18 protein-coding genes are annotated in these 21,819 nt (G+C 69.5%); 11 read left to right on the top strand and 7 right to left on the bottom strand.

The window, feature by feature from the left end; genetic code table 11:
* Positions 1–130: 130 nt before the first annotated feature.
* Positions 131–331, bottom strand: a complete 201-nt coding sequence (locus tag GWK16_RS05235) for a hypothetical protein (RefSeq protein WP_170052835.1) — start codon at positions 329–331, stop codon at positions 131–133.
* Positions 332–423: 92 nt separating this feature from the next.
* Between GWK16_RS05235 and GWK16_RS05230 the strand changes: the two genes are divergently transcribed.
* On the top strand, positions 424–1,500 hold the full coding sequence (locus GWK16_RS05230) for an IS5 family transposase (protein ID WP_170052913.1): 1,077 nt from the start codon (positions 424–426) through the stop codon (positions 1,498–1,500).
* On the opposite strand, the gene GWK16_RS05225 is transcribed toward GWK16_RS05230, so the two are convergent.
* From GWK16_RS05225 to GWK16_RS05215, 3 genes are read right to left on the bottom strand one after another with little or no spacing between them, the layout of a single operon-like run.
* Complete coding sequence (locus tag GWK16_RS05225; protein ID WP_170052834.1) at positions 1,475–1,651, bottom strand: hypothetical protein; 177 nt, start codon at positions 1,649–1,651, stop codon at positions 1,475–1,477. The genes GWK16_RS05230 and GWK16_RS05225 overlap by 26 nt on opposite strands.
* A 7-nt stretch (positions 1,652–1,658) precedes the next feature.
* Positions 1,659–2,420, bottom strand: a complete 762-nt coding sequence (locus GWK16_RS05220) for a GntR family transcriptional regulator (RefSeq protein ID WP_170052833.1) — start codon at positions 2,418–2,420, stop codon at positions 1,659–1,661.
* Positions 2,421–2,428: 8 nt separating this feature from the next.
* Positions 2,429–4,009: an ABC transporter substrate-binding protein gene (locus GWK16_RS05215; RefSeq protein WP_170052832.1), complete on the bottom strand. Its 1,581-nt coding sequence runs from the start codon at positions 4,007–4,009 to the stop codon at positions 2,429–2,431.
* Positions 4,010–4,310: 301 nt separating this feature from the next.
* Between GWK16_RS05215 and GWK16_RS05210 the strand changes: the two genes are divergently transcribed.
* The 4 genes from GWK16_RS05210 to GWK16_RS05195 all read left to right on the top strand — a co-directional run bounded on the left by GWK16_RS05210 (position 4,311) and on the right by GWK16_RS05195 (position 10,024).
* Positions 4,311–6,368 carry a hydantoinase/oxoprolinase family protein gene (locus tag GWK16_RS05210; RefSeq protein WP_170052831.1) on the top strand — a complete coding sequence of 686 codons (2,058 nt, stop codon included), beginning with the start codon at positions 4,311–4,313 and terminating at the stop codon, positions 6,366–6,368.
* On the top strand, positions 6,365–8,014 hold the full coding sequence (locus tag GWK16_RS05205) for a hydantoinase B/oxoprolinase family protein (protein ID WP_170052830.1): 1,650 nt from the start codon (positions 6,365–6,367) through the stop codon (positions 8,012–8,014). Before GWK16_RS05210 ends, GWK16_RS05205 begins: the two co-directional genes overlap by 4 nt.
* Positions 8,011–8,847 carry a UTRA domain-containing protein gene (locus GWK16_RS05200; protein WP_170052829.1) on the top strand — a complete coding sequence of 279 codons (837 nt, stop codon included), beginning with the start codon at positions 8,011–8,013 and terminating at the stop codon, positions 8,845–8,847. Before GWK16_RS05205 ends, GWK16_RS05200 begins: the two co-directional genes overlap by 4 nt.
* A gap of 292 nt (positions 8,848–9,139) precedes the next feature.
* Positions 9,140–10,024: a class I SAM-dependent methyltransferase gene (locus GWK16_RS05195; RefSeq protein ID WP_338144409.1), complete on the top strand. Its 885-nt coding sequence runs from the start codon at positions 9,140–9,142 to the stop codon at positions 10,022–10,024.
* Positions 10,025–10,441: 417 nt separating this feature from the next.
* Here the strand turns inward: GWK16_RS05195 and GWK16_RS05190 are convergent, their stop codons facing one another.
* On the bottom strand, positions 10,442–10,876 hold the full coding sequence (locus GWK16_RS05190; RefSeq protein ID WP_170052828.1) for a VOC family protein: 435 nt from the start codon (positions 10,874–10,876) through the stop codon (positions 10,442–10,444).
* A 113-nt stretch (positions 10,877–10,989) separates the two neighbouring features.
* Between GWK16_RS05190 and GWK16_RS05185 the strand changes: the two genes are divergently transcribed.
* The 3 genes from GWK16_RS05185 (at position 10,990) to GWK16_RS05175 (ending at position 15,148) form a co-directional block, all read left to right on the top strand.
* A complete protein-coding gene (locus tag GWK16_RS05185; protein ID WP_170052827.1) occupies positions 10,990–11,760 on the top strand; it encodes a DeoR/GlpR family DNA-binding transcription regulator in 771 nt (256 codons plus the stop codon).
* Positions 11,761–11,837: 77 nt separating this feature from the next.
* Positions 11,838–14,297, top strand: a complete 2,460-nt coding sequence (locus GWK16_RS05180; RefSeq protein WP_170052826.1) for a GcvT family protein — start codon at positions 11,838–11,840, stop codon at positions 14,295–14,297.
* A complete protein-coding gene (locus GWK16_RS05175) occupies positions 14,294–15,148 on the top strand; it encodes an EamA family transporter (RefSeq protein ID WP_211187058.1) in 855 nt (284 codons plus the stop codon). Before GWK16_RS05180 ends, GWK16_RS05175 begins: the two co-directional genes overlap by 4 nt.
* Here GWK16_RS05175 and GWK16_RS05170 read toward each other — a convergent pair.
* Both GWK16_RS05170 and GWK16_RS05165 read right to left on the bottom strand, forming a co-directional pair.
* Entirely contained in the window at positions 15,132–16,826 is a 1,695-nt protein-coding gene (locus GWK16_RS05170; protein ID WP_170052825.1) for a Na/Pi cotransporter family protein, read from the bottom strand. The genes GWK16_RS05175 and GWK16_RS05170 overlap by 17 nt on opposite strands.
* Before the next feature lie 100 nt (positions 16,827–16,926).
* Positions 16,927–17,808, bottom strand: a complete 882-nt coding sequence (locus GWK16_RS05165; protein ID WP_170052824.1) for a LysR substrate-binding domain-containing protein — start codon at positions 17,806–17,808, stop codon at positions 16,927–16,929.
* 117 nt (positions 17,809–17,925) lie between these two features.
* Between GWK16_RS05165 and GWK16_RS05160 the strand changes: the two genes are divergently transcribed.
* Genes GWK16_RS05160 through phnY form a run of 3 tightly spaced genes read left to right on the top strand, consistent with a single transcriptional unit; the run spans position 17,926 to position 21,798 of the window.
* Positions 17,926–19,080 (top strand): 2-aminoethylphosphonate--pyruvate transaminase, encoded by a 1,155-nt coding sequence (locus GWK16_RS05160; RefSeq protein ID WP_170052823.1) that lies wholly within the window; start codon positions 17,926–17,928, stop codon positions 19,078–19,080.
* Between the two features lie 13 nt (positions 19,081–19,093).
* Positions 19,094–20,350 (top strand): phosphonoacetate hydrolase, encoded by a 1,257-nt coding sequence (gene phnA / locus GWK16_RS05155; RefSeq protein WP_170052822.1) that lies wholly within the window; start codon positions 19,094–19,096, stop codon positions 20,348–20,350.
* The gene (gene phnY / locus GWK16_RS05150; RefSeq protein WP_170052821.1) at positions 20,347–21,798 is read left to right on the top strand and encodes a phosphonoacetaldehyde dehydrogenase; all 1,452 of its coding nucleotides are present in this window, start codon (positions 20,347–20,349) and stop codon (positions 21,796–21,798) included. The genes phnA and phnY overlap by 4 nt, the downstream gene beginning before the upstream one ends.
* The last annotated feature ends 21 nt before the right edge of the window (positions 21,799–21,819 follow it).

Below are 21,819 nucleotides of genomic sequence, written 5' to 3'. Positions count from 1 at the left end.
CCCGCATCCAACGATCGCGTACCCAAGAACACATCAAGCCCATTGGCAGCCGCCAGTGGGCTTTTTGATGTCCGAGGGCCGCCCTCACCACCCACGCCCGCCACACGCAGCATCGCCGTCAGCTCGCCAATCAACTCCAGGGGGGGAGGGCACGGGGCTCCGCCGAGGCACGGACCTCGACCCGGTCGGTGAATGCGCGCAGCGCCTCCGTCGCGGCCATCGCGGCAACCGGGCCGGCCAGCGCCTGCTCCAGCGCCTCGACCCGACGCCGGTACAGCGCCGGCAGGTTCGGGTGCAGCACGGGGATCGGTTCGGGCTCACCGGCCGCCACGATCTGCTGGGCCAGGTGGACGCCTTCAGAAACCCCCTCGTCATGATGATCGCTGGCTGATTCACTGACGCGGATCGGCGCGGGGGATGGCGATGGTCCGGCAGCCTGGGTTCTTCGATGTGGAGGAGCGGCTGCGTGAGCTGTCGGCCAAGGGCGATGACCTGGAGCGGATCGCCGCGCTGGTTGATTTCGCCATGTTCCGGGGCGAACTGGAGCAGGCCGTGCCGCGCGCGGACGGCACGAAGGGCGGACGGCCCGCCTTCGATCACGTGCTGATGTTCAAGATCCTGCTGCTGCAGGCGATGCACGGGCTGTCGGACGAACGCTGCGAGTACCTCATCAAGGATCGGCTCTCCTTCATGCGCTTCCTCGGCCTGGGGCTGGCCGATCCGGTGCCGGACGCCAACACGATCTGGGCGTTCCGCGAGGCTTTGAAGCGTGCCGGCGCGGTGGAGCGGCTGTTCGCGCAGTTCGATGCCACGCTGCGTGCTGCGGGCTACCTGGCGATGGGCGGGCAGATCGTGGACGCGACCATCGTCGCAGCACCCAAGCAGCGCAACACCGAGGCCGAGCGGGCGGCAATCAAGGCGGGGCGGATCCCCGAGGGCTGGGCGGAGAAGCCCGCGAAGCTGCGCCAGAAGGATCGCGATGCGCGCTGGACGGTGAAGTTCTCCAAGGCCAGGCCACGCGAGGATGGCGCGCCGCAGGTCGATCTCGCAGTGCCGGCCTTTGGCTACAAGAACCACGTCACGATCGACCGCCGGCACGGCCTGATCCGCGGCTGGACCGCGAGCCACGCCGCGGCCCATGACGGCGCCCGGTTGGCTGAGGTGATCGATGCCGACAACACCGCCGGCGATGTCTGGGCCGACACAGCCTATCGCTCGGCGAAGAACGAGGCATGGCTGGCCGAGCGCGGCCTGGTGTCGCGCATCCACCGCAAGAAGCCGCCAGGCCGGCCGATGGCGGCAAGGACGCGGCAGGCCAACGCGCGCAAATCGGCGGTGCGCTCAGCCGTCGAGCACGTCTTTGCCCGGCAGAAGGGACCGATGGCGCTGGTGGTGCGCACCATCGGCATCGCCCGGGCGCGGGTAAAGATCGGCATCGCCAACCTGGCCTACAATCTGAAGCGGTTCGTCTGGCTCAGCAGCAGGCCCGCGCCAGCGTAGGGTCCGCAACCGCCGCGCCGATCACCATCGCGCCCCGGCAAAAATCCATCAGCAGCGTGATGTCCGTGACCCCGGCGCACAGCGACTGACCACGCACCACGCCACCATCACGATCCCGAAAATCAGGGTTTCTGGAGGTGTCCGGATGCATCCCGAAATCAGCGGCCGGCTATTCCATAGTGGAGCCGGAATCCGGGTCGATGCCACACCACGGCGCGCGCCTGCAGCCGCTCCGCCCGATCGAGGATCTGGTAGTCGCGAACCAGCACCGGCGTCGATGGCGCGATCTGCAGCAGCTTCGCCGCGCGCCGCGTGGCGTTGGCGCAACGAATAGTGCCTTCGAGACACTGTAGCGGCAGGTCGAGCGCTGCCAGGATGTCCGGCGTCCTGTGCTGACGCAGCATCGCGGGCGTCACACGCTGGCCGACGGCGCACGGAAGGCGGATCACCTCAAGTGCAACCGGCTGCCCGCTCTCGAGAGCAACGCGTTCCACCATCAGGTCGTCGGCTTCCCCTTCCGCGGGCGGGCTGGCGCCGTGCCGGCCGGCGCCGGCCAGCGGAGCGAAGAACAGCAGCCGGTACTCGACGGCGCCGAGGCCGATGCCGGCCTCGCTGGCCAGCAAGCCGGAGGCCGAAGCGGCCCCTGTACGCGGCGTTGCTTCGCTCACATAGGTGCCCGAGCCGGCGCGCCGCACGACCACGCCGTCGAAGACCAGCTTCTGCAGCGCATGCACGACGGTCGAACGCGTCGTGCCGAATTGCGCCGCCAGTTGCGTCTCGGAAGGCAGGCGTTCGCCGGGGCGGAATCCGCCGCTCGCAATGCCGCCGCGGATATGCGCCTGGATGCGGGCGTAGATCGGGGTGTGGGCATCGGCTGCCTCGGCGCCGCCGGTCGTCCTTTCCTCGGTGCCTGCCGCCATGCCGCTCCTCAGCTCTTGGTCACGTTGTAGAATTTCGGGAAACCATCGAGGATCCCGCCCAGCCGCCGGCTGAAGGCGAAGGGCAGCATCACTTGGCCGAGCGGAATCGCCGGCGCGTCCTGCCACATCTGCATCTGGATGTCGCGGCAGATCGCCTGTTGCGCCGCCAGGTCCGGCGCCGCGAGCCAGGCCTGGTAGAGTTCCTCGAGCCGCGGCAGGTCGGGCCAGCCGAACCAGGCATTGTTGCCGTTGCCGCGGGTGATCAGCGCCACCGCGGGATTCAGCAGCGTGACGCCGTCGAAGCGCACGCCGAAGGCGCTCCACCCGCCCTGGCCCACGGGCCGCCGGTTGCCGCGGCGCTGCACCACCGTGCCCCAGTCGCTGACCTGGAGATCGACCTTGAGGCCGATCTTGCTCATCACATCGGCCACCACCTCGGTGCTGAGGCTGATCAGCGGCACGTCGCTGGCCGACAACACCACCACCGGCTCCCCGCCATAGCCGGCGGCCGTGATGGCGCTCTTCGCGGCATCGAGGTCGCGTGGCCCGTCGAAGCGATCAAGCCCGGCATCGCTGGCGAGCGCGCTTTCCGGCGTGAAGATACCCATGCGGTCGTTCCAGGTGGAACGGTCGGTGCCGGCCACCGCACGCATCACATCGGCGCGGTCGATCGCGGCGAGCACCGCGCGGCGGATCGCCGGATTGTCGAAGGGCGGCTGGATGCTGTTGAAGCGCAGCACGGGCACCGATCCGCTGCGGTCCTTCAGTTCGACGGCGACGTTGCGCAGGCCGCGCAGCATCGGCAACAGGTCGGGATGGGGCTGCTCCCACCAATCCACCTCGCCGGCGCGCAGCGCGGCACCGACCGTAGCGGCATCCGGCATGATCAGCCATTCGACGCGGTCGAGATGCACGCGCTTGGGGCCGGAGGTGAAGCCCATCGGCCCGTCTTCGCGCGGCACGTAGCCATCGAACTTCTCATAGACGACGCGCGAGCCGGAGACCTGCTCCGCCGCCACGAAGCGGAAGGGGCCGGAGCCGATCACCTCCGGTACCGGGTGCGCGGGATCGAGGCTGGCGAGCCGCTCGGGCATGATGACGAGCACCGGCGGTTGGATCTTGCCCAGCGCATCCGGCAACATCGGGAAGGGGCGCTTGAGACGGAAGCGGATCTCGCGATCGCCCTGGGCGGAAAGCTCGTCCGTCGATTCCATCAGCGTGCGGCCGAAGCCGTCGCGCGCGGCCCAGCGGCGGATGGAGGCGACCACGTCGCGCGCCCGCACCGGCTCGCCGTCGTGGAACTTGAGGCCGGGGCGCAGTACCAGCCGCCACTGCCGTCCCTCCTGCTCGACGTGGTGGCCTTCGAGCATCTGCGGCTGCGGACGATAGGCGTGGTCGAGGCCGTACAGCGTGTCGTAGCAGAGGAAGGCGTGGTTGCGCGTGACGGTCGGTGTGGACAACACCGGATCGGTCGAGGCGAGATCCGCCTGCGGCACGAAGCGGAGCACCCGGCTGGCGGCTTGCGCGCTGCCGAGGCGCGGTGCTGCCGGCAGGGCGGCAGCGGCGAGAAGAAGGTCGCGACGGCGCATGGACGGGTCCTTTCCGGCTGGGCGAGGTCAGCGTGAGCCTGACTAGTTGACCTGTCTAGACAAAATCGTCAGCAGCATCCCGCGCAACGTCACCTGCGCCGGGAGGCAAAGCATCGCCGCCCCGCGTTCCCACATGGCGTCGTCTCCTGGAATCTGGCTGAGCGCTGCGGATTCATGGCAGCGTGGAGCCTCGAAGGCCGTGAGCCTCGCTGTGCCGCAGCGGCGATCCCGTACAACCTGATTGACGAATCAGACTATACAACTACTCTGAAACCCTCGTCAGCGAGCAGGAATGCGCATCATGATGGTCGGCGTGGATATCGGCGGCACCTTCACCGACCTCGTTGCGGTCGATCCCGCCGCCGGGCTGCGCTTCGTGAAGACACCCTCCACCCCCGACGATCCGTCGCGCGGCGTGGTCGAGGGCCTGGCCCTGCTCGCCGCCGAGACCGGGCGTTCGCCCGACGACCTTCTCGGCGGCGTCGACGTCTTCATCCACGGCACCACCGTCGCGACCAACATGCTGGTGCAGCGGCGCGGCGCGCGGCTCGGCCTGATCACCACGCGCGGCTTCCGCGACCTGCTGGAACTGCGCAACGGCACCAAGGCCGACCGTTACCGCTTGCGCGCCCCGGTGCCGGAACCTGTTATCCCGCGGCCGCTGCGGCTCGAGGTCACGGAACGCATCCGCTGGGACGGCAGCATCGAGACACCGCTCGACCTGGCCGATCTGCGCGCCGCGATCGACGCCCTGCGCGCGGAGAAGGTGGATGGCGTCGTGGTCTGCCTGCTGCATGCCCATCGCAACGGCGCGCATGAACGCGCCGTCCGCGACGCGATCGAAGCCAGCGGCTGGTCGCCCTATGTTTCCCTCTCACACGAGGTGCTGGCACGGGAGGGCGAGTTCGACCGGCTCGGCACCGCCATCGTCAACGCCTATGTCGGGCCTGGCCTCGCCACCTATCTGAACCGGTTGGAGACGAGGCTCGCGGCGCAGGGCATCCGGGCGCCGCTGCGCATCATGCAGTCGAGCGGCGGCGTGCTGCCCGCCGCCCAGGCCGGCCAGCACGCGGTCGGTGCGGTCACCAGCGGCCCGGCCGGTGGCGCGATGGCCGGCGCGCTGTTCGCCCGCGCCGGCGGCTTCGCCCGCGCCGTCACCTACGACATGGGCGGCACCAGCACCGACATCGCGCTGATCGCCGATGGCGTGCCGCTGGAACGCCAGCGCGTCGAAGTCGCCGACCTGCCCATCGCCACGCCCGCGGTGGAAATCGAAGCCTTGGGCGCCGGCGGTGGCAGCATTGCGCGGCTCGATGCCGGCGGCATCCTGGAACTCGGCCCGGAAAGCGCCGGCGCCGCCCCTGGTCCGGCCTGCTACCGCCGCGGCGGCGACCAGCCGACCACCACGGATGCGAATGTCGTGCTGAACCTGATCGCGCCGGAACGCTTCCTCGGCGGCCGCGTTCCCCTGTCGCGCGACGCGGCGGCGGAGGCGATTGACCGCGTCGTCGGCGTCCCGCTCGGCCTTGCCACGGAGGCCGCGGCGCGCGCCATCCATGAACTCGCGACGTCCAAGATCACCGAAGGCATCCGCCTCGCCACCGTGCGGCGCGGGATGGATCCGCGCGACTTCGTGCTGATCTCCTTCGGCGGTGCGGGCGGGCTGCATGCGAATGCCGTGGCGAAGGAACTCTCCATCCCGACGGTGCTGATCCCGCGCCAGGCTTCGGTGCTTTCGGCGCTCGGCTTCCTGGCCGCCGACATGCGCCATGACGTGCAGCGCAGCGTCGGGCGGCCGATCTGCGAACTCGGCGGCGACGCGCTGCGCGCCGTCTTCGCGGGGCTTGCCGAGGAAGGCCGCCGCCTGCTGGCGCGCGAGGGCTTCGACCGCATCCGCCTGCGCGCCACCGCTGATTGTCGCTATATCCGTCAGGTCCACGCCATCCCGGTCGCGGTGACGGAGGAGGATCTCGCCGCCGAGGATCCCGCCCAGCGACTGGAAGCGCGCTTCACCGAAACCTATCGGGCGCTCTACCACCATGCGCATGGCGAGCCGGGCATCCTCGACACCTGCCGCCTCGCCGTGTTCGGGGAACTGCCGAAGATCACGCCGGACGCCCTCGCCGCGCCGCCCGGCGGCGCCGGCGGCCCACCACGCACGGGCACACGCCGCGTCTTCCTGGAAGGCTGGCAGGACATCCCCGTCTTCAGCTTCGATGCATTGACGCCGGGCCTGCGCGTGGCAGGCCCCGCGCTGGTGGAATCCGACAGCACCACCGTGCTGGTCCTTGCCGGCAGCATCGCCGAGATCGACGCGCTGGGCTGCCTGCGCATCGCCGTGACGGGAGAACGCGCATGACCGCCGCACCGCATCCGCTGACCCTCGCCGTCATTCGCCACAAGCTCCAGGCGGTGGCGGAGGAGATGGTCGAGACCATGACGCAGACCTGCTTCTCGCCCATCCTGAACCAGAACCAGGACTTTTCCGCCGTGGTGCTGGACGCGGCGGGGCAGACGCTGGCCCAGGCCGAACGCGTGCCGATTCACATGGGCGCCATGCCCTGGGCGATCCGCGCCATGGCCGAAGCCTTCGACGGCGACATCGGCAAGGATGACGTGCTGATGGCCAACGACCCTTATTGGGGCGGGAGCCATCTGCCGGACATCACCCTTGCGCTGCCGGTCTTCGCCGCTGGCGCGTTGCGGCTGTGGGTCGCGCTGCGCGCGCATCAGGGCGATATCGGCGGACTGTCCGCCGGCGGTTACAGCGCCGGCGCGACCGAGATCTGGCACGAGGGCATCCGCATCCCGCCGGTGAAGCTGGTGGAAGGCGGCCGCCTGCGCGCCGATCTGCTGCGCATGGTCGCGGCCAACTCGCGCAAGCCGGACGATCTGCACGGCGACGTGATGGCGCAGCTCGCCGCGGTGACGGTCGGATCGAAACGTCTCGATGGCCTCTTCGCACGCTATGGCGCGGCGGAGGTGGGACGCTGCGCCGATGCCATCCTCGACGGCGGCGAGGCCGTGATGCGCCGCGAGATCCGCCGCTGGCGCGACGGCGCGTATGAGGGCGTGAGCTGGCTCGAACCCGGCCGTGAGGGCGATCCGCTGATCCCCATCCGCGCCCGCGTCACGCTGCGCGACGGCAGCGCGCTGGTCGATCTGCGCGACTGCCCGGACCAGGTGCCCTCCTTCCTCAACAGCCCCATCGCCAACACGCGGGCGGCGGTCAACGTCGCCTTCCTCTATCTCAGCGAGGACGCGCACGTGCTCAACGAGGGCAGCGCACGGGCGATCGAGATCCTCACGCGGCCGGGCAGCATCGTCGATCCGGTGCTGCCGGCACCCGTCGTGGCCTGCACCTCGCTGACCTCGGCGGCGCTGATCGAGGCGGTGATGGCCGCGCTGGAACAGGCCGCACCGGACGTGGCGGTGGCCGGCTTCACGCGCCGCTTCCGCTTCGCGCTGGCCGGCGAGGACCGCCAGGGGCGGCCCTATATCTGGCACTACTTCCTCAATCGTGGTGGCGCGGGGGCGAATGCGCGCTCGGATGGCTGGACCAACCTCGGCGGCGTGCACAACCCTGGTGGCAGCCCCTCGCCGAGCGTGGAACGCACCGAGGCGGGCTATCCCCTGCTGATCGAGGAATATGCCCTGCGGCCGGATTCCGGCGGCGCGGGCCTGCGCTGCGGCGGCCCCGGCGGCGTGCTGCGGATGCGCTATGAGGGCGCCGCGCCTGCCGTGCTGAACGCCGCGGGCGAGGGCGTCGTGGTTCGGCCACGTGGCATCCTCGACGGGGAGGACGGGCTCGGCCATGCCTACAGCCTGGAACGCGCCGATGGCACGGTGGTGCCGATCGGGCCGCGCGACGCGGGGGTGGTGGTGCGGCCCGGCGATGTGGTGGTCTGCCTTTCCGCGGGCGGTGGCGGCTACGGGCCGCCGGAACAGCGGCCGGCGGACCTCGCCGCGCGCGATCGCGACTGGGGCTACCGCAGCGCGCGGTGACGGTTGCTGCTTCCGCCCGCCGCCTCTATGCCAGGACCGAGCGGATGGCGGGGCAGGGGATGCAGCGCGGCGCCGATGACCGGCCGGTCTATGTGCGGATCCAGGATCATATCCGCGAGAGCATCGCGGCGGGGCAATTCGGCCCCGGCGACCGCCTGCCCTCGGAAGCGGAGCTTTCGGCGCGGTTCAGGACGACCCGGGCAACCGTGGCGCGCGCGCTGCGCGAACTCGCTTTCGCCCGGGTGATCACGCGAGAGATCGGTCGCGGCACCTTCGTCGCGCCGCTCGCCGTCAGCGTTCCCTTCGAACCGACGCAGATCCAGTCCTTCGAGGAGGCGGTCGGGACGCAGCATGGCTGCATCTCCTATCGCGTGCTGGACGTACGGCGCGCGCCTGCCACGGCTTCCGCGGCGGCCGGGCTGCGCGTCGCGGAAGGCAGCGAGGTCTTTCGCATCGAGCGCCTTCGCATTGTCGCCGACGTTCCGCTGAGCCTGGTCGTGCGCTGGATGACCGTCAATCTCGGGCAGCGGATCAGCGTAGATTCCATCTCGCAGCATTCGATCCATCATATCCTGCGCGAGGACATCGGCCGGCCGGTGGTGCATACCGATGGCTACATCGAGGCGGATGCAGCGGATCAGCGATTGTCGGGCCTGCTGCAGGTCAAACCGAATGCGCCGGTGCTGATCCGCCGTTACACCTTGTCAGATCAGGATCGCGAACCGCTGGTTTTCGGCGAATCCTGGTTTCGGGAGGAATTCCATATCGCCTACCGGATGCCAATGATCGGCGCGAAGGCTGAAGCAAGGATCACCTCCACGTTAGGTCGCTGAAGGGTCGATTGGTCTGCGCGTCTTCAGTCCGCACTTAGGTGCCTCTGGCGCCTACCCGCTGATGCGTACGCAGTTCCGCGAGCTGAACTCGGCCGGCCTGGAGCGCACGGCGAAGTTGTGGGAACACCGGTTGCAACCCCGTCGGGATCACGGATGGTAACAACGAGGCTGAACGGCACTTCCTGCTTGGAGAACGCAGCCTCAGCCCTACGCATCGCCGAGACTTCGATGCGCCAGCGCGAACTTTCGCCTGCCCGACCGGCGCGGCACGCAAAGCAGTTGGTGGGGGCACGTGCCCTTCGCCGCCTGGCTGGTCGGCGCTGCGCGTCCGCGCAGCATCGTCGAGCTCGGCAGCTTCGCGGGTGTGTCGTACTTCGCCTTCTGCCAGGCTGTGGTCGCCGAAGGTGTCGCTTGCCGATGCCACGCCGTGGACACCTGGCAGGGCGACGCCCATGCCGGCCAGTACGATGATTCGGTCCACGAGGACTTCAAGCGCCACAACGATGCGAACTACGCGGCCATTTCGACCATGCATCGCTGCACCTTCGACGAGGCGCTGGCGCGCTTCCCCGACGGCTCGGTGGATATCCTGCATATCGACGGGCTGCATACCTACGAGGCAGTCCGGCACGACTTCGAGACGTGGCTGCCGAAGCTTTCCGACCGCGGTGTGGTGCTCTTCCACGATGCCAACGAGCGGAGGGCGGACTTCGGCGTCTGGCGCTTCTGGGAGGAGGTCTCGGCGCGCTGGCCGGGGTTTCTGTTCCTCCATTCCCACGGGCTTGGCGTCCTGTGCGTTGGCGCCCATGCCCCCGAGGCGGTGCGCGGACTGTGCGGGGCCGACGCGGAGCGCACCCACCTGCTGCGCGAGCGCTTCGGGGCGATCGGCGACCGGTGGCACGCGCAGGCGCAGTGGGAGGTGACGCGGCAGGCACTGGAGACGACGCGCGCCGCGCTGGAGTCGGAGCGTACGGCGCGCGCAACGGCAGAGCAGCGCGCCCAGGTCCTTGAGCACAGCACGTCCTGGCGACTGACGGCGCCGCTGCGCAGCGCGGGCCATGCCGTTCCAGGCGTTGCGCGGCTGGCCCGCAGGACGGCGAAGCTGGCCTGGTGGACGGTCACGCTGCAACTGCCGGCGCGGCTGGCCGAGCGGCGCGCCGCGCGCGGCAAGAGATAGGCAAAGGCTCACCGATGGAGCCTCTCGCCGCACTCCGCGCCGTCAGTTCGGGAGTGAACCGGCGATCTGGGCCATTCGCATGCGAACCTGGGCGTGTGCGGTTCGCGCTGAAATCGGCCGTGTCCCGTGGTCCTTGAGGTCCGCACCGCATCGGCCAGTCCAGCCGGTCCGGCGAGAACGGGCCGGGTCGGGGTCGCACGGAGCGCAAGTGTCGGCCGCAAGATCATCCCAGGCGGGTTCGGCTTGAACCGATGCGCGCCCCGGCAGGCGGCTCGGAAAAGCACCCTTCCCAAGGCCCGATGGCACCAGCGCTCGGGCCTTTCCGGCGCCCAGAGCCCGGTGCGGTCCGACGGCCCTGCCTGTACGCATCGATCCGCCCAGACGGTTCACGCGCCCAGCTCTCCTTCGAACCATCGCCTATCCGGCGCCCCGTGAGCTGCTACCGCCATCCCGCCGCCCCTCGGCAGGATTCGAGCAGAAGATCGCGATCTTGTTGCCAACCGGATCCCGAAGGTAACCGACATAGAAGTGGTCGCTGTACTCAGCCCGGAAGCCTGGTCCGCCCTCGTCGCTGCCGCCGGCCTCCAGGCCGGCCGCATGAAGGTCGCGGACCATCGCCTGCGTCGCGGCGCGGAAGGCATTCATGGATCCATTCCCCGCCGTCGCCTTCTGCCCGTCAAAAGGCCTTTTGACGTAAACGGCGCCGCTCACCGGGCCTGACGCATGCCGCAGCGTGAACTCGATCCCCTCCGCGGTCTGGTTTCGCTCATATCCGAGAGGAACCAGGATGGCCGTGTAGAACTGGCCTGAACGAATCAGGTCGTTTGCGCCGATCGTCACGTAGTCCAGCATCGGATCGTCCCCTCGCTTCATGCCCGGCGCGTATCGGCCCGCCGCAGGCGCCTCTTCCCTCACCAACGTCGGAGGATGGTATCCATGCACGGACGACCCCGGCACCGGATATCATGGCCCGCAAACTCGCAATCCGACGGCATGACGAGATTCTACGTCGCATCGGCGCTGATGGCGGCGCAGGGGTAGGCGAGCTCGCAGCAGCGCTCTCTGTCTCGCACGAGACGATCCGGCGCGACCTCAGAGTTCTGGCGGCGCGCGGGTTGCTAGCCGTCGTGCACGGCGGCGCCGTGCCACACAGGTCGACCGAGCCCGCTTTCGCCGAGCGTGCCGAGGAGAATGCCACAGGCAAGGCCGCGATTGCCCGCGCGGCCGCGGACCTGGTCCCAGACGGCAGCGTGCTCCTGATCGATTCAGGCACCACGACCCTGGCCTTCGCGCAGGCGCTTGCGGGCAAGCGGGACCTGACGATCTGCACCAACAGCCTCGCGGTCGCCCTGCACCTCGCACGCCAGACCCCGCATGTGGTTCATGTCCTTGGCGGTGAAGTCGACCGTACCGAGGAAGCGACCGGCGGCGTCGACGCCATGGCCGCCATCGACCGCTTCCGCGTCGACCTAGCCTTCATCGGCGCCGGCGGTCTGACGCCGGACGGGGAGGTCACCGACTACAGCCGCACGGGCGCTGAGCAGCGGCGCCGGATGATGGCTGCCGCCGCGCGGACATGGCTGCTGATGGATCACACGAAGTTCGGACGTCTCACGCCCGTTCGCCTCGAGACTCCCCCTGGCGACCCGGTCGGCCTCGTGGTCGATGCGGAACCGCCGCCTGCGCTCCGGAAGGCCCTGGCGCGCCGGCGCATCGACCTCGTCGTTGCGCGATAATGTGGGAAAATGTGTGAAATTGCGTTGATCTGAGGGAAGCGCCGGCCTACTCCTCCTCCATCGGAGGGTCACCCGGCATGGCGACGGCAGAGCAGCCATTTCCTACCCAGGCGCGGGCGGTGATCATCGGCGGGGGCATCGTCGGCTGCTCCCTCGCCTATCACCTGACGCGTATGGGCTGGACCGATGTGGTGCTCCTCGAACAGGGGCGCCTGTCCTCCGGCACGACCTGGCACGCGGCGGGCCTGGTCGGGCAGTTGCGGTCCCAGCGCAGCCTGACGCGGCTGATCCGGTATTCGACCGAACTCTACGCGCGCCTCGAGGCCGAGACCGGCCTCGCGACCGGATGGCGGCGCTGCGGGTCGATCTCGGTCGCACGCACGCCGGAACGCATGACGCTGCTGCGCCGGCAGATCGCCTCGGCGCGCGCCCAGGGCGTGGACATCGAGGAGATGGCCCCGCGCGAGGCCGGCAAACGCTGGCCCCTGATGCGCACCGACGACCTTTGCGGCGCGGTCTGGATCCCCGGCGACGGCAAGGCCAATCCGGCCGACATCACCCAGGCGCTCGCCCGCGGTGCGCGCATGAAGGGCGCCCGCATCGTCGAGAAGACGCGCGTCACGGGCATCAGGATCGAAGGCGGCGTCGTGAAGGCGGTGGACACCGATCGCGGCGCCATCCTGTGCGAAGCCGCTGCGATCTGCGCCGGGCAATGGTCGCGTGAGCTCGGCCGGCGCGTCGGCGTGACCATTCCGCTGCACTCGGCCGAGCACATGTACATCGTCACTGGCCGTATGGAGGGCGCACATCCGGACCTGCCGGTGCTGCGCGACCCCGATGGCTACGTCTACTTCAAGGAGGAGGTCGGCGGCCTGGTGATGGGCGGCTTCGAGCCCGATGCGAAGCCCTGGGGCATGGCCGGCATCCCCGACGACTTCGAGTTCCAGCTGCTGCCCGACGACTGGGACCAGTTCGAGCCGCTGATGCGCGGCGCGCTGCAGCGCGTCCCGGCGCTCGAGCATGCGGAGATCAAGACCTTTCTCAACGGCCCCGAGAGCTTCACCCCGGACGCCAACTTCATCCTCGGGCCCGCGCCGGGGTTGCGGGGGCTCTTCGTCGGGGCGGGGTTCAATTCGATGGGTATCGCGTCGGCTGGCGGCGCGGGGCGGCACCTGGCGGAATGGATGGTCGAAGGCGAGCCGTCGGCCGATCTCTGGGCGGTCGACATCCGCCGCTTCGCGCCCTTCAACGGCAATCGGCGCTGGCTGCACGACCGGGTGAAGGAGACGCTCGGCCTGCACTACGCCATGCCCTGGCCGAACCGTGAGCTCGACAGCGCGCGACCGGCGCGCCGATCGCCGCTGCATGACCGTCTTGCCGCGCGCGGCGCGGTGTTCGGTTCGAAGATGGGCTGGGAGCGGGCCCTGTTCTTTGCACCCGAGGGCGCATCGTGCGAGGTCGGCTACGGCTTCGGCCGCGGCGCCTGGTTCGGCCCGGCTGCCGAGGAGCATCGGGCGGCGCGGGAAGGCGTGGCGCTGTTCGACGTCACCTCCTTCGCGAAGCTTCTGCTGCAGGGGCCGGATGCCGAGGCCGTGCTTCAGCGACTCTGCGCCGCCGACATGGCGGTCCCCGTGGGGCGCAGCGTCTACACGCCCCTGCTGAACGCCCGTGGCGGCATCGAGAGCGACCTCACCGTCGCGCGCATCGGTGCCGAGGAATTCCTGATCCTGACGGGCACGGCCCAGGCGACGCGCGACGCCGACTGGATCCGTCGCGCCATGTCGGGGGACGCGCGCGCCGTGCTGACCGATGTCACCTCCGCCTGGTCCGTGCTGGCGCTGTCAGGGCCGCGGTCCCGCGACGTGCTGCAGCACGCGGGCGCGGAGGGCATCGGCAATGCGGAACTGCCTTTCGGGGGATTCAGGATGGTCGATGTCGGCTATGCCTCGGCCCTGGCGTGCCGGCGCTCCTACACGGGCGAACTCGGCTTCGAGATCTATATCCCGACGGAATTCGCCCTCAGCGCGCATGACGCGCTGGTCGAGGCCGGCTCCGCCTTCGGGCTGCGCCATGCGGGCTATGCGGCGCTCGACTCGCTGCGCGTCGAGAAGGGCTACCGTGCCTGGGGCCGCGACATCGGTCCCGACGACACGCCCTGGGAGGCGGGGCTCGGCTTCGCGGTGGCGCTGGACAAGGGCTGCGACTTCACCGGCCGGGCCGCCCTGGCGGCGACGCGCGACGCACCTTTGCGGCGGCGCCTGGTGTCGTTGTTCGCCGAGGCGCCGAATGGGCCGCTGGCCTGGGGCGGCGAGTCGCTGCTGCGGGACGGCGCGCCGGTCGGCGACGTCACCTCGGCCGCCTTCGGACATACGCTTGGGGGCATCGTCGCACTTGCCTGGGTTCGTGCCGAGGAGGCCATCGACCAGGCCTGGCTCGACGCGAGGCCGCTGCGGCTCGACATCGGCGGCGACAGCGTGCCGGTGCGTGCCTCGCTGCGCCCCTTCCACGACCCCAAGGGGCTTCGGATGCGCGCATGACCGGGATGGACCCGGCCACGTTCGCTGCGGTGCTCTGCGCGGCGATGGCCCATGCGGGCTGGAACGCACTGGCGAAACGGGCGCTCGACCCGGTCCTGGGCGTGACGCTGATCGTGGTGCTCGCGGGCGCGATCGCCTTGCCGCTGCTGCCGGTGGTCGGGCTGCCGTCGATGCAATCCCTGCCGTTCGTCGCGGCCTCGGTCGCGCTGCATTTCGGCTACAACCTCGTCCTCGCCGAGGCCTACCGGACCGGGGGGCTTGGCCTCGTCTATCCGATTGCCCGTGGCGCCGCGCCGGCTGTCGTGGCCATCGCCGGCGCGGCCTTGTTCGGGGAGGCTCTCGCGCCGACCGGGGTCTTCGGCGTCGCCATGATCGTCGCGGGCGTTGCCGGGATGTCGGTGCGCCGGCCCTCGGACCTGCTGCACGCCGACCGGCGCGCCGTGGTCTTCGCGTTGGCCACGGCCGGCTTCATCGCAGCGTACACCCTGGTGGACGGGCAGGGGTCCCGCCTGTCGGGCAATCCCCATGGCTATGCGGTGCTGCTGTTCGTGATCGACGGCGCGGTGACCTGCGCCTTCCTGCTCATGCGGCGTGGGGCTGCGGCGCTGCGCGTTGCCCCGCGGACGCTTCCGCCGGCGCTGTTCGGGGCGGGGATGCAGCTTGCCGGCTACTGGATCGTGATCTGGGCCATGGCTTCGGCGCCGATCGCCCTTGTCGCGGCACTGCGCGAGACGAGCGTCCTGTTCGCCGCGCTGCTGGCGGTCGTGATGCTGCGCGAACCCCTGGCTCCATTCCGGCTGGTCGCGGCGGCCGTGATTCTCGGCGGCGCGCTGCTCATCCGCCTCGGCTGAGGGGCGAGAGACGGGCGGGCGCTTCCTCGCTCGCGCGCAGGCGGGATTCGGCGAGTTCGCCCGACCCTTCGAGGATCGGATAGGCGACCGCGGTGAGGTGCCCGTGGATACGCTTGAGATCGCGGATGATGTCGAGGTGGATCGCGCTCGTCGCGATGGATTCCGGCCGACCTTCCTTGAGCCGCGCGAAATGGCGTTCGGCGGCTTCGCGTTCCGCCGTGCGCGTGGGACCCTTGTCGGCGAAGAGGCGTCGGGCCAGCACGACGTCGCGCGTGGCAAAGACGTTGCAGGCGAGACGCATCGTTTCCTCCACGCGCGTGTGGAAGGCCCGGATCTCGTCGAGACCTTCCGACGAGAAGGCGAGCTGGTTGCGGATCTTCTTGGTCGCCAGCTCCATCAGGTTCTTGTCGATGATGTCGCCGATATGCTCGAGGTTCGTCGTGAAGGTCAGGATTTCGACGTAGCGGCGGCTTTCCTCGGCGGTCAGTTCCGACCGCGAGACCTGGACGAGGTAGAGCTTGATCGCCTCGTACAGCCGGTCGACAGCATTGTCCGCGTCCTCGACCTCCCGCACCAGGCGCAATTCGCTGCCTTCGATGGCAGGCAAGGCGCGGTGGAGCATATCGGCGACGCGATCGCCCATATGCAACGTCTCGCGCATCGCGCAGGCCAGCGCTTCCGCGGGCTCCTCGAGCGCGGAGTCGTCGAGGTGACGCGGGGTGACGGTATCGCGCGTCTCCGGCACATCCCGCTGGATGCGCTCCAGGAGGCGCGCCAGCAGGCCGACCAGCGGCAGGCCAACGATCGCCAGTGCCACGTTGAACCCGGTGTGCATGTGCACCACCAGGCGTTCCGCATGGTCGCCGGCCAGAACCTGCGCGAAGCCCGCAACCTCGTTCACGAAGGGCAGCACGGCGAGAACGCCCGCGGCGCGCGTGATCAAATTCCCGAGCTGGACGCGCCGCGACGACACCGACGACCCGGACAACGCGATCCACGGCACCAGTGCTCCGCCGAGATTCGCGCCCAGCACCAGTGCGAGTGCGGTCGGCGCCGCGAGGATCCCGGCGCCGGACAGCGACATCACCAGCAGCACGATCGACAGGCTGGCATGCGCGGCATAGGTCAGCGCCGCGGCGACGAGCACGGCGACGATGGGCTCACCGCCCATCGCGGCCATGACGGTGCGCACCGTTTCCGAGCCGCGCAGCGCACCGGAGACCTGGCCGATCTGGTCAAGCGCCAGCAACAGGAGTCCGAGGCCGACGATGGCGCGCCCCAGCCCCCGCCAGCGTTCCTGCTGCGTGCCAAGAAACAGGAACACGCCGGCAGCCACGCAGACGGTCCAGAGCCATTTCACGTCGAAGGCCAGCAACTGGGCCGCCAGCGTGGTGCCGACATTCGCGCCCAGCATCACGGCCAGCGCGGCCGGCAGCGCGATCAGCCCCTTGCCCGCGAAGGCACCGATGATGAGCGCCGTGGCCGTGCTGGACTGCAACAGGGCGGTCGCGCCCACCCCGCCGAAGAAGGCGCCGAGCCGCGTCCGCGCAGCCGCCCCGACGACCCGCCGCAGCTCCGCGCCATAGGCGCGCGTCACGCCCGTCCGGATCATCCGCACACCCCACAGGATGAGCGCGACGCTTCCGAGCAACTGGGCGAGCATCTGCGTGGCTTGCATCGGCCTGGCCGTCTCCTTCCCGAACCCTCGCAGAGGTCAGGACCGAAAACAATGAGGCAAAATGTGGTGAAATGCGAGAATTCGTGAGGAGCGTGGGCGGCTAGGTGCTGGCCGGTTGCGGCGGCGGTCCACCTGCGCCGAGGAAGGCCCGCACGAGCGGCAGACGACGGCGCTCCTCGAGGCAGACGACGTACTCCGCAACCGCGAGGTCCGCATCGGCGACGAGCACGCGTCGCAGGCCCGGCTGGACCGGCAGTTCCGCCTCGAAGACCACGCCGATGCCGAAGCCCGCCAGGACCGCCTCGCGGACCGCCTCGCGCGACTGCACTTCGAGCAAGGCATGCGGGCGTATGCCCGCCTCGGCGAGGCGGGCCTCGAAGACCTCACGCGTTACGGAGCCGCGCTCCCGGATCACCAGGTCCTCGGAGGCGAGGGCGGCGATGCCCACGCTCTCCCTCGCGGCCAGGGCGTGATCGTCCCGCACGAAAAGAACGAGCCGATCCTCCTGCAACAGCCGGCTGTGCAGGCGGGGGTCGGAAATGCGCCTGGCGGTCACCGCCACATCGGCATGGTGATCCAGCACCCGGCTGACCACATCCGACGAATTGCCGATCGCCAATGAGAAGGTGAGCCCGGCGTGCCGCTGCCGGATGCGTGCGAGGATCGGCATGACGTGCGACGCGCTGTCGGCCGCGATGCGCAGATGCCCACGCATCAGCGTCGCCTCGCCGGCCAGGAGGGCGCGCGCTTCCTCCTCGGCCGCGAGGAGGCGGGTGGTCACGGCGTGCAGGCTCTGGCCGAGCGGGGTGAGGCCTGCGCCCCGGCCACGCCGGTCGAACAGGGCGACGCCATAGGTTGCCTCCAGCGCCTTCACCTGGGCGGAGAGTGTCGGTTGGCTGACGCCGCCCGCGCGCGCCGCGCCGGAGAAGGAGCCGGCCTCGGCGACGAGGTGGAAGGCGCGGAGCGCGGTCGCGATGGCCATGACGATCTCCGAATAATCTATAGATGTGATCTATACCCTGTATCGAGATGAAATATTGGACCGATGGATGGCTCGGGATCACGTTTCGGTTCCGCGATCCAGCCGGAGCGAGTTGCCATGACCGTGACCTCCCCGTCCCGCCGCGCCGCGTCCGAGACGGGCGACCCCTTCCTGCTCACGCCCGGCCCGCTGACCACCTCCCGCAGCGTCAAGGAAGCCATGGTCCATGACTGGGGCTCGCGTGACGCGGAGTTCCTGCGCATCAACCGCGAGGTGCTGGAGCGCCTGCCCGCCATCGCGAACGCGGCGGCGACGCATGTGACGGTGCCGGTGCAGGGATCCGGCACCTTCGCCGTCGAAGCGATGCTGACCAGCCTGGTGCCGCCCGACGGCGAGGTGTTGCTGCTCGTCAACGGCGCCTATGGCCATCGCGCCAAGCGCATTCTCGACATCGCCCGCCGTCGTGCCCTGGTGCACGAGACCGCCGAGGACACGCCGCCGGACCTCGCCGAGGTCGAGCGCATCCTGGTTGCGATGCCGTCGATCACCCATGTCTTCGCCGTCCACTGCGAGACGACCTCGGGCATCCTGAACCCCGTGGCGCAGATCGGGGCGCTCGCCGCGAAGCACGGCAAGTCCTTCCTGCTCGACTCCATGTCGGCCTTCGGCGCGCTGCCGCTCGATGCCAACGCCGTCCATGCGGATGCGATCGCGGCGTCGTCCAACAAGTGCATCGAGGGCGTGCCGGGGCTCGGCTTCGTGCTGTGCCGGCGCGACGTGCTGGCGAAGGCGAAGGGCAATGCGACGACGCTGGTGCTCGACCTGCACGACCAATGGCTGGCCTTCGAGAAGACGGGCCAGTACCGCTTCACCCCGCCGATCCAGGTGATCGTCGCCTTTCACCAGGCGCTGACCGAATTCCTCGCCGAGGGCGGCCAACCGGGCCGCGGCGGTCGCTACACCGCCAACTGCAGGCTGCTGGTGGACGGGATGCGCGCGCTCGGCTTCCGCCCTCTGCTGCCGGACGCGCTGCAGGCCCCGATCATTGTCACCTTCCACATGCCGAAGGATCCGCGCTTCGTCTTCCAGCGCTTCTACGACTCGCTGAAGGACCGTGGCTACGTGATCTATCCGGGTAAGCTGACCGTCGCGGACAGCTTCCGCATCGGCTGCATCGGCCACCTCGGTCGCGCTGAAATCGAGGGTGCGCTTGCAGCCGTGCGCGAGGCGCTTGCCGAATTCGGCATGACCGACGCGGCGATGGCCGCCTGAAGGACGCAGAGCGATGAACGTCTACCGCCCCATCCGCACCGTCGAAGCCAACGGCCGTACCTACCGCATCCCCTCGACGCCGACCGTCGTGGTCTGCATCGACGGCTCCGAGCCCGGCTATATCGAAGCCGCGATCGAGGCCGGCCTCGCGCCGAACCTTGGCCGGATCATGCGCGAGGGGACCAGCACCACGGCGCTGTCGGCGATGCCGAGCTTCACCAACCCGAACAACATCTCGATCATCACGGGGCGCCCGCCGATCGTGCACGGCATCGCCGGCAACTACTTCTACGACCGCGCCGCGGGCGAGGAAGTCATGATGAACGATGCGCGCTTCATGCGCACCGGGACCATCATGCAGGCGCTGCAGGCGGGCGGCGCGAAGGTCGCGGTGGTGACCGCGAAGGACAAGCTGCGCACGCTGCTGGGCTACGGCCTGGACTACGGCAGCGGCACCGCAGTCGCCTTCTCCTCGGAGAAGGCGGACAAGGTCAGCCCGGCGGAGAACGGCATTGCGGATGCCCTCGGCCTGACGGGCATGCCGGTGCCGGATGTTTATTCGCAGGAGCTGTCGGGTTTCGTGCTCGCCGCCGGCGTGCGGTTGCTCGAGATGATGCGCCCCGACGTGATGTACCTCTCGACGACCGACTATGTGCAGCACAAGGCCGCGCCGGGTTCGGAGTTCGCGAACCGCTTCTACGCCATGTTGGATCACCATGTCGGTGCGCTCGACAAGGCGGGCGCGGTGGTCGTGCTGACGGCCGATCACGGCATGAACGACAAGCACAAGGCGGACGGCTCGCCGGACGTGATCTACCTGCAGGACCTGATGGATGGCTGGCTCGGCGCCGGCGTCGCGCGGGTGATCCTGCCGATCACCGATCCCTATGTGGTGCACCATGGCGCGCTGGGGTCCTGGGCGACGGTCTACCTGCCGGATGGCGCCGACCGCCCCGCGCTGCTGGCGAAGCTGCGCGCGCTGGACGGCGTCGAGGTCGCGCTGGACAGCCCGGAAGCCTGCGCCCGCTTCGAACTGCCGGCGGACCGCATCGGCGACCTGGTGGTGATCTCGACGCGGCACAAGGTACTCGGCACCAGCGCGGCGCGGCACGATCTGTCGGGCCTGACGGAGCCGCTGCGCTCCCATGGCGGCCTGACCGAGCAGACCGTGCCGATGATCGCCAACCGGAAGGTCGCCTTCCGGGGGGGGCACACCCTGCGCAACTTCGATGTCTTCGACGTGGCGCTCAACCTGGTGCAGGCGCCATGAACGTCCAGGCCAAGCCCCCGGTCCGCCGGGAGGCGATGCGCATCGCCGGACGCAAGGTCACGACCGACGAGGTGGTCGAGGTCTTCAACCCCTGGAACAACCAGCTGGTCGGCACCGTCCCCGCCGCGCGGCCGGAGCATGTGCGGGAAGCCTTCGCCACCGCGCGTGCCTTCACCCCGAAGCTGACCCGCTACGAGCGCCAGCAGATCCTGCTGCGCACGGCCGAAGCCCTGCGCGACCGCAAGGAAGAGTTCGCCCGCCTGATCACGGCCGAATCCGGCCTGTGCTGGAAGGATTCGCTGTACGAGGCCTCGCGCGCCTACGACGTCTATTCCTTCGCCGCGCAACTTGCGATCCTCGACGACGGTGAGACCTATGCCTGCGACATCAGCCCGATGGGCAAGCGTCGCAAGATCTTCACGACACGGGTGCCGCTGTCCGGTGTGATATCCGCGATCACGCCCTTCAACCACCCGCTCAACATGGTCAGCCACAAGATCGCCCCGGCGATCGCCACCAACAACCGCGTCGTACTGAAGCCGACCGAGCTGACGCCGCTGACCGCGCTCGCCCTCGCCGACGTGCTGTACGAGGCGGGTTTGCCGCCCGAGATGCTCTCCGTCGTAACCGGCAACCCGGCGAGCATGGGCGACGCCATGATCACCGACCCGGACGCCGAGCTGATCACCTTCACCGGCTCGGTGCGCGTCGGCAAGCACATCGCGCGGACCGCGGGCTATCGGCGCGTGGTGCTGGAACTCGGCGGCAACGACCCGCTGATCGTCATGGAGGATGCGGACCTCGACAGGGCGGCGGAGCTTGCGGTCCAGGGCGCGACCAAGAACTCCGGCCAACGCTGCACGGCGGTGAAGCGCATCCTGGCGGTGGAGAGCGTCGCCGACGAATTCTCGCGACTGGTGCTGGCCAAGGCCCGCAAGCTGGTCGCCGGCGATCCGATGGACCCGACCGTCGATGTCGGCACCGTGATCCACGAACGCGCCGCCTGCGAGTTCGAGCGCCGGGTGACGGACGCCGTCGCTCAGGGGGCACGGCTGTTGCATGGCAATGACCGCAGGGGCGCGCTCTACCCGCCGACCGTGGTCGATCACGTCCCACACGATGCTGAACTGGTGCGCGAGGAGACCTTCGGTCCGGTGATCCCGATCCTGCGGTGCCCGAACGACATTGCGGAGGTCATCCGCATCTCGAATTCGACCACCTATGGGTTGTCGTCGGGCGTCTGCACGAACCGGCTCGACTACATCACCCGCTTCGTGAACGAATTGGAGGTCGGCACCGTGAATGTCTGGGAGGTGCCGGGTTACCGGATCGAGATGTCGCCGTTCGGCGGCGTCAAGGATTCCGGACTGGGGCACAAGGAGGGGGTGGTCGAAGCCATGAAGAGCTTCACCACCATCAGGACCTACTCCCTGCCCTGGCCGGCGTAACGGACGAAACAGGACGGAGGC

This window comes from Neoroseomonas marina (genome assembly GCF_012927745.1).
GTDB classification, from domain to species: domain Bacteria; phylum Pseudomonadota; class Alphaproteobacteria; order Acetobacterales; family Acetobacteraceae; genus Neoroseomonas; species Neoroseomonas marina.
Note: the sequence above shows the minus strand (reverse complement) of the source record. Positions and strands in the feature narration are given on the sequence as shown.

Excerpts from the sequence above, each read along its gene's own strand:
- GWK16_RS05230 (WP_170052913.1), top strand. The coding sequence starts at position 424 with ATGGTCCGGCAGCCTGGGTTCTTCGATGTGGAGGAGCGGCTGCGTGAG.
- GWK16_RS05225 (WP_170052834.1), bottom strand. The coding sequence starts at position 1,651 with ATGCATCCGGACACCTCCAGAAACCCTGATTTTCGGGATCGTGATGGT.
- GWK16_RS05220 (WP_170052833.1), bottom strand. The coding sequence starts at position 2,420 with ATGGCGGCAGGCACCGAGGAAAGGACGACCGGCGGCGCCGAGGCAGCC.
- GWK16_RS05215 (WP_170052832.1), bottom strand. The coding sequence starts at position 4,009 with ATGCGCCGTCGCGACCTTCTTCTCGCCGCTGCCGCCCTGCCGGCAGCA.
- GWK16_RS05210 (WP_170052831.1), top strand. The coding sequence starts at position 4,311 with ATGATGGTCGGCGTGGATATCGGCGGCACCTTCACCGACCTCGTTGCG.
- GWK16_RS05205 (WP_170052830.1), top strand. The coding sequence starts at position 6,365 with ATGACCGCCGCACCGCATCCGCTGACCCTCGCCGTCATTCGCCACAAG.
- GWK16_RS05190 (WP_170052828.1), bottom strand. The coding sequence starts at position 10,876 with ATGCTGGACTACGTGACGATCGGCGCAAACGACCTGATTCGTTCAGGC.
- GWK16_RS05185 (WP_170052827.1), top strand. The coding sequence starts at position 10,990 with ATGGCCCGCAAACTCGCAATCCGACGGCATGACGAGATTCTACGTCGC.
- GWK16_RS05180 (WP_170052826.1), top strand. The coding sequence starts at position 11,838 with ATGGCGACGGCAGAGCAGCCATTTCCTACCCAGGCGCGGGCGGTGATC.
- GWK16_RS05175 (WP_211187058.1), top strand. The coding sequence starts at position 14,294 with ATGACCGGGATGGACCCGGCCACGTTCGCTGCGGTGCTCTGCGCGGCG.
- GWK16_RS05170 (WP_170052825.1), bottom strand. The coding sequence starts at position 16,826 with ATGCAAGCCACGCAGATGCTCGCCCAGTTGCTCGGAAGCGTCGCGCTC.
- GWK16_RS05165 (WP_170052824.1), bottom strand. The coding sequence starts at position 17,808 with ATGGCCATCGCGACCGCGCTCCGCGCCTTCCACCTCGTCGCCGAGGCC.
- GWK16_RS05160 (WP_170052823.1), top strand. The coding sequence starts at position 17,926 with ATGACCGTGACCTCCCCGTCCCGCCGCGCCGCGTCCGAGACGGGCGAC.
- phnA (WP_170052822.1), top strand. The coding sequence starts at position 19,094 with ATGAACGTCTACCGCCCCATCCGCACCGTCGAAGCCAACGGCCGTACC.
- phnY (WP_170052821.1), top strand. The coding sequence starts at position 20,347 with ATGAACGTCCAGGCCAAGCCCCCGGTCCGCCGGGAGGCGATGCGCATC.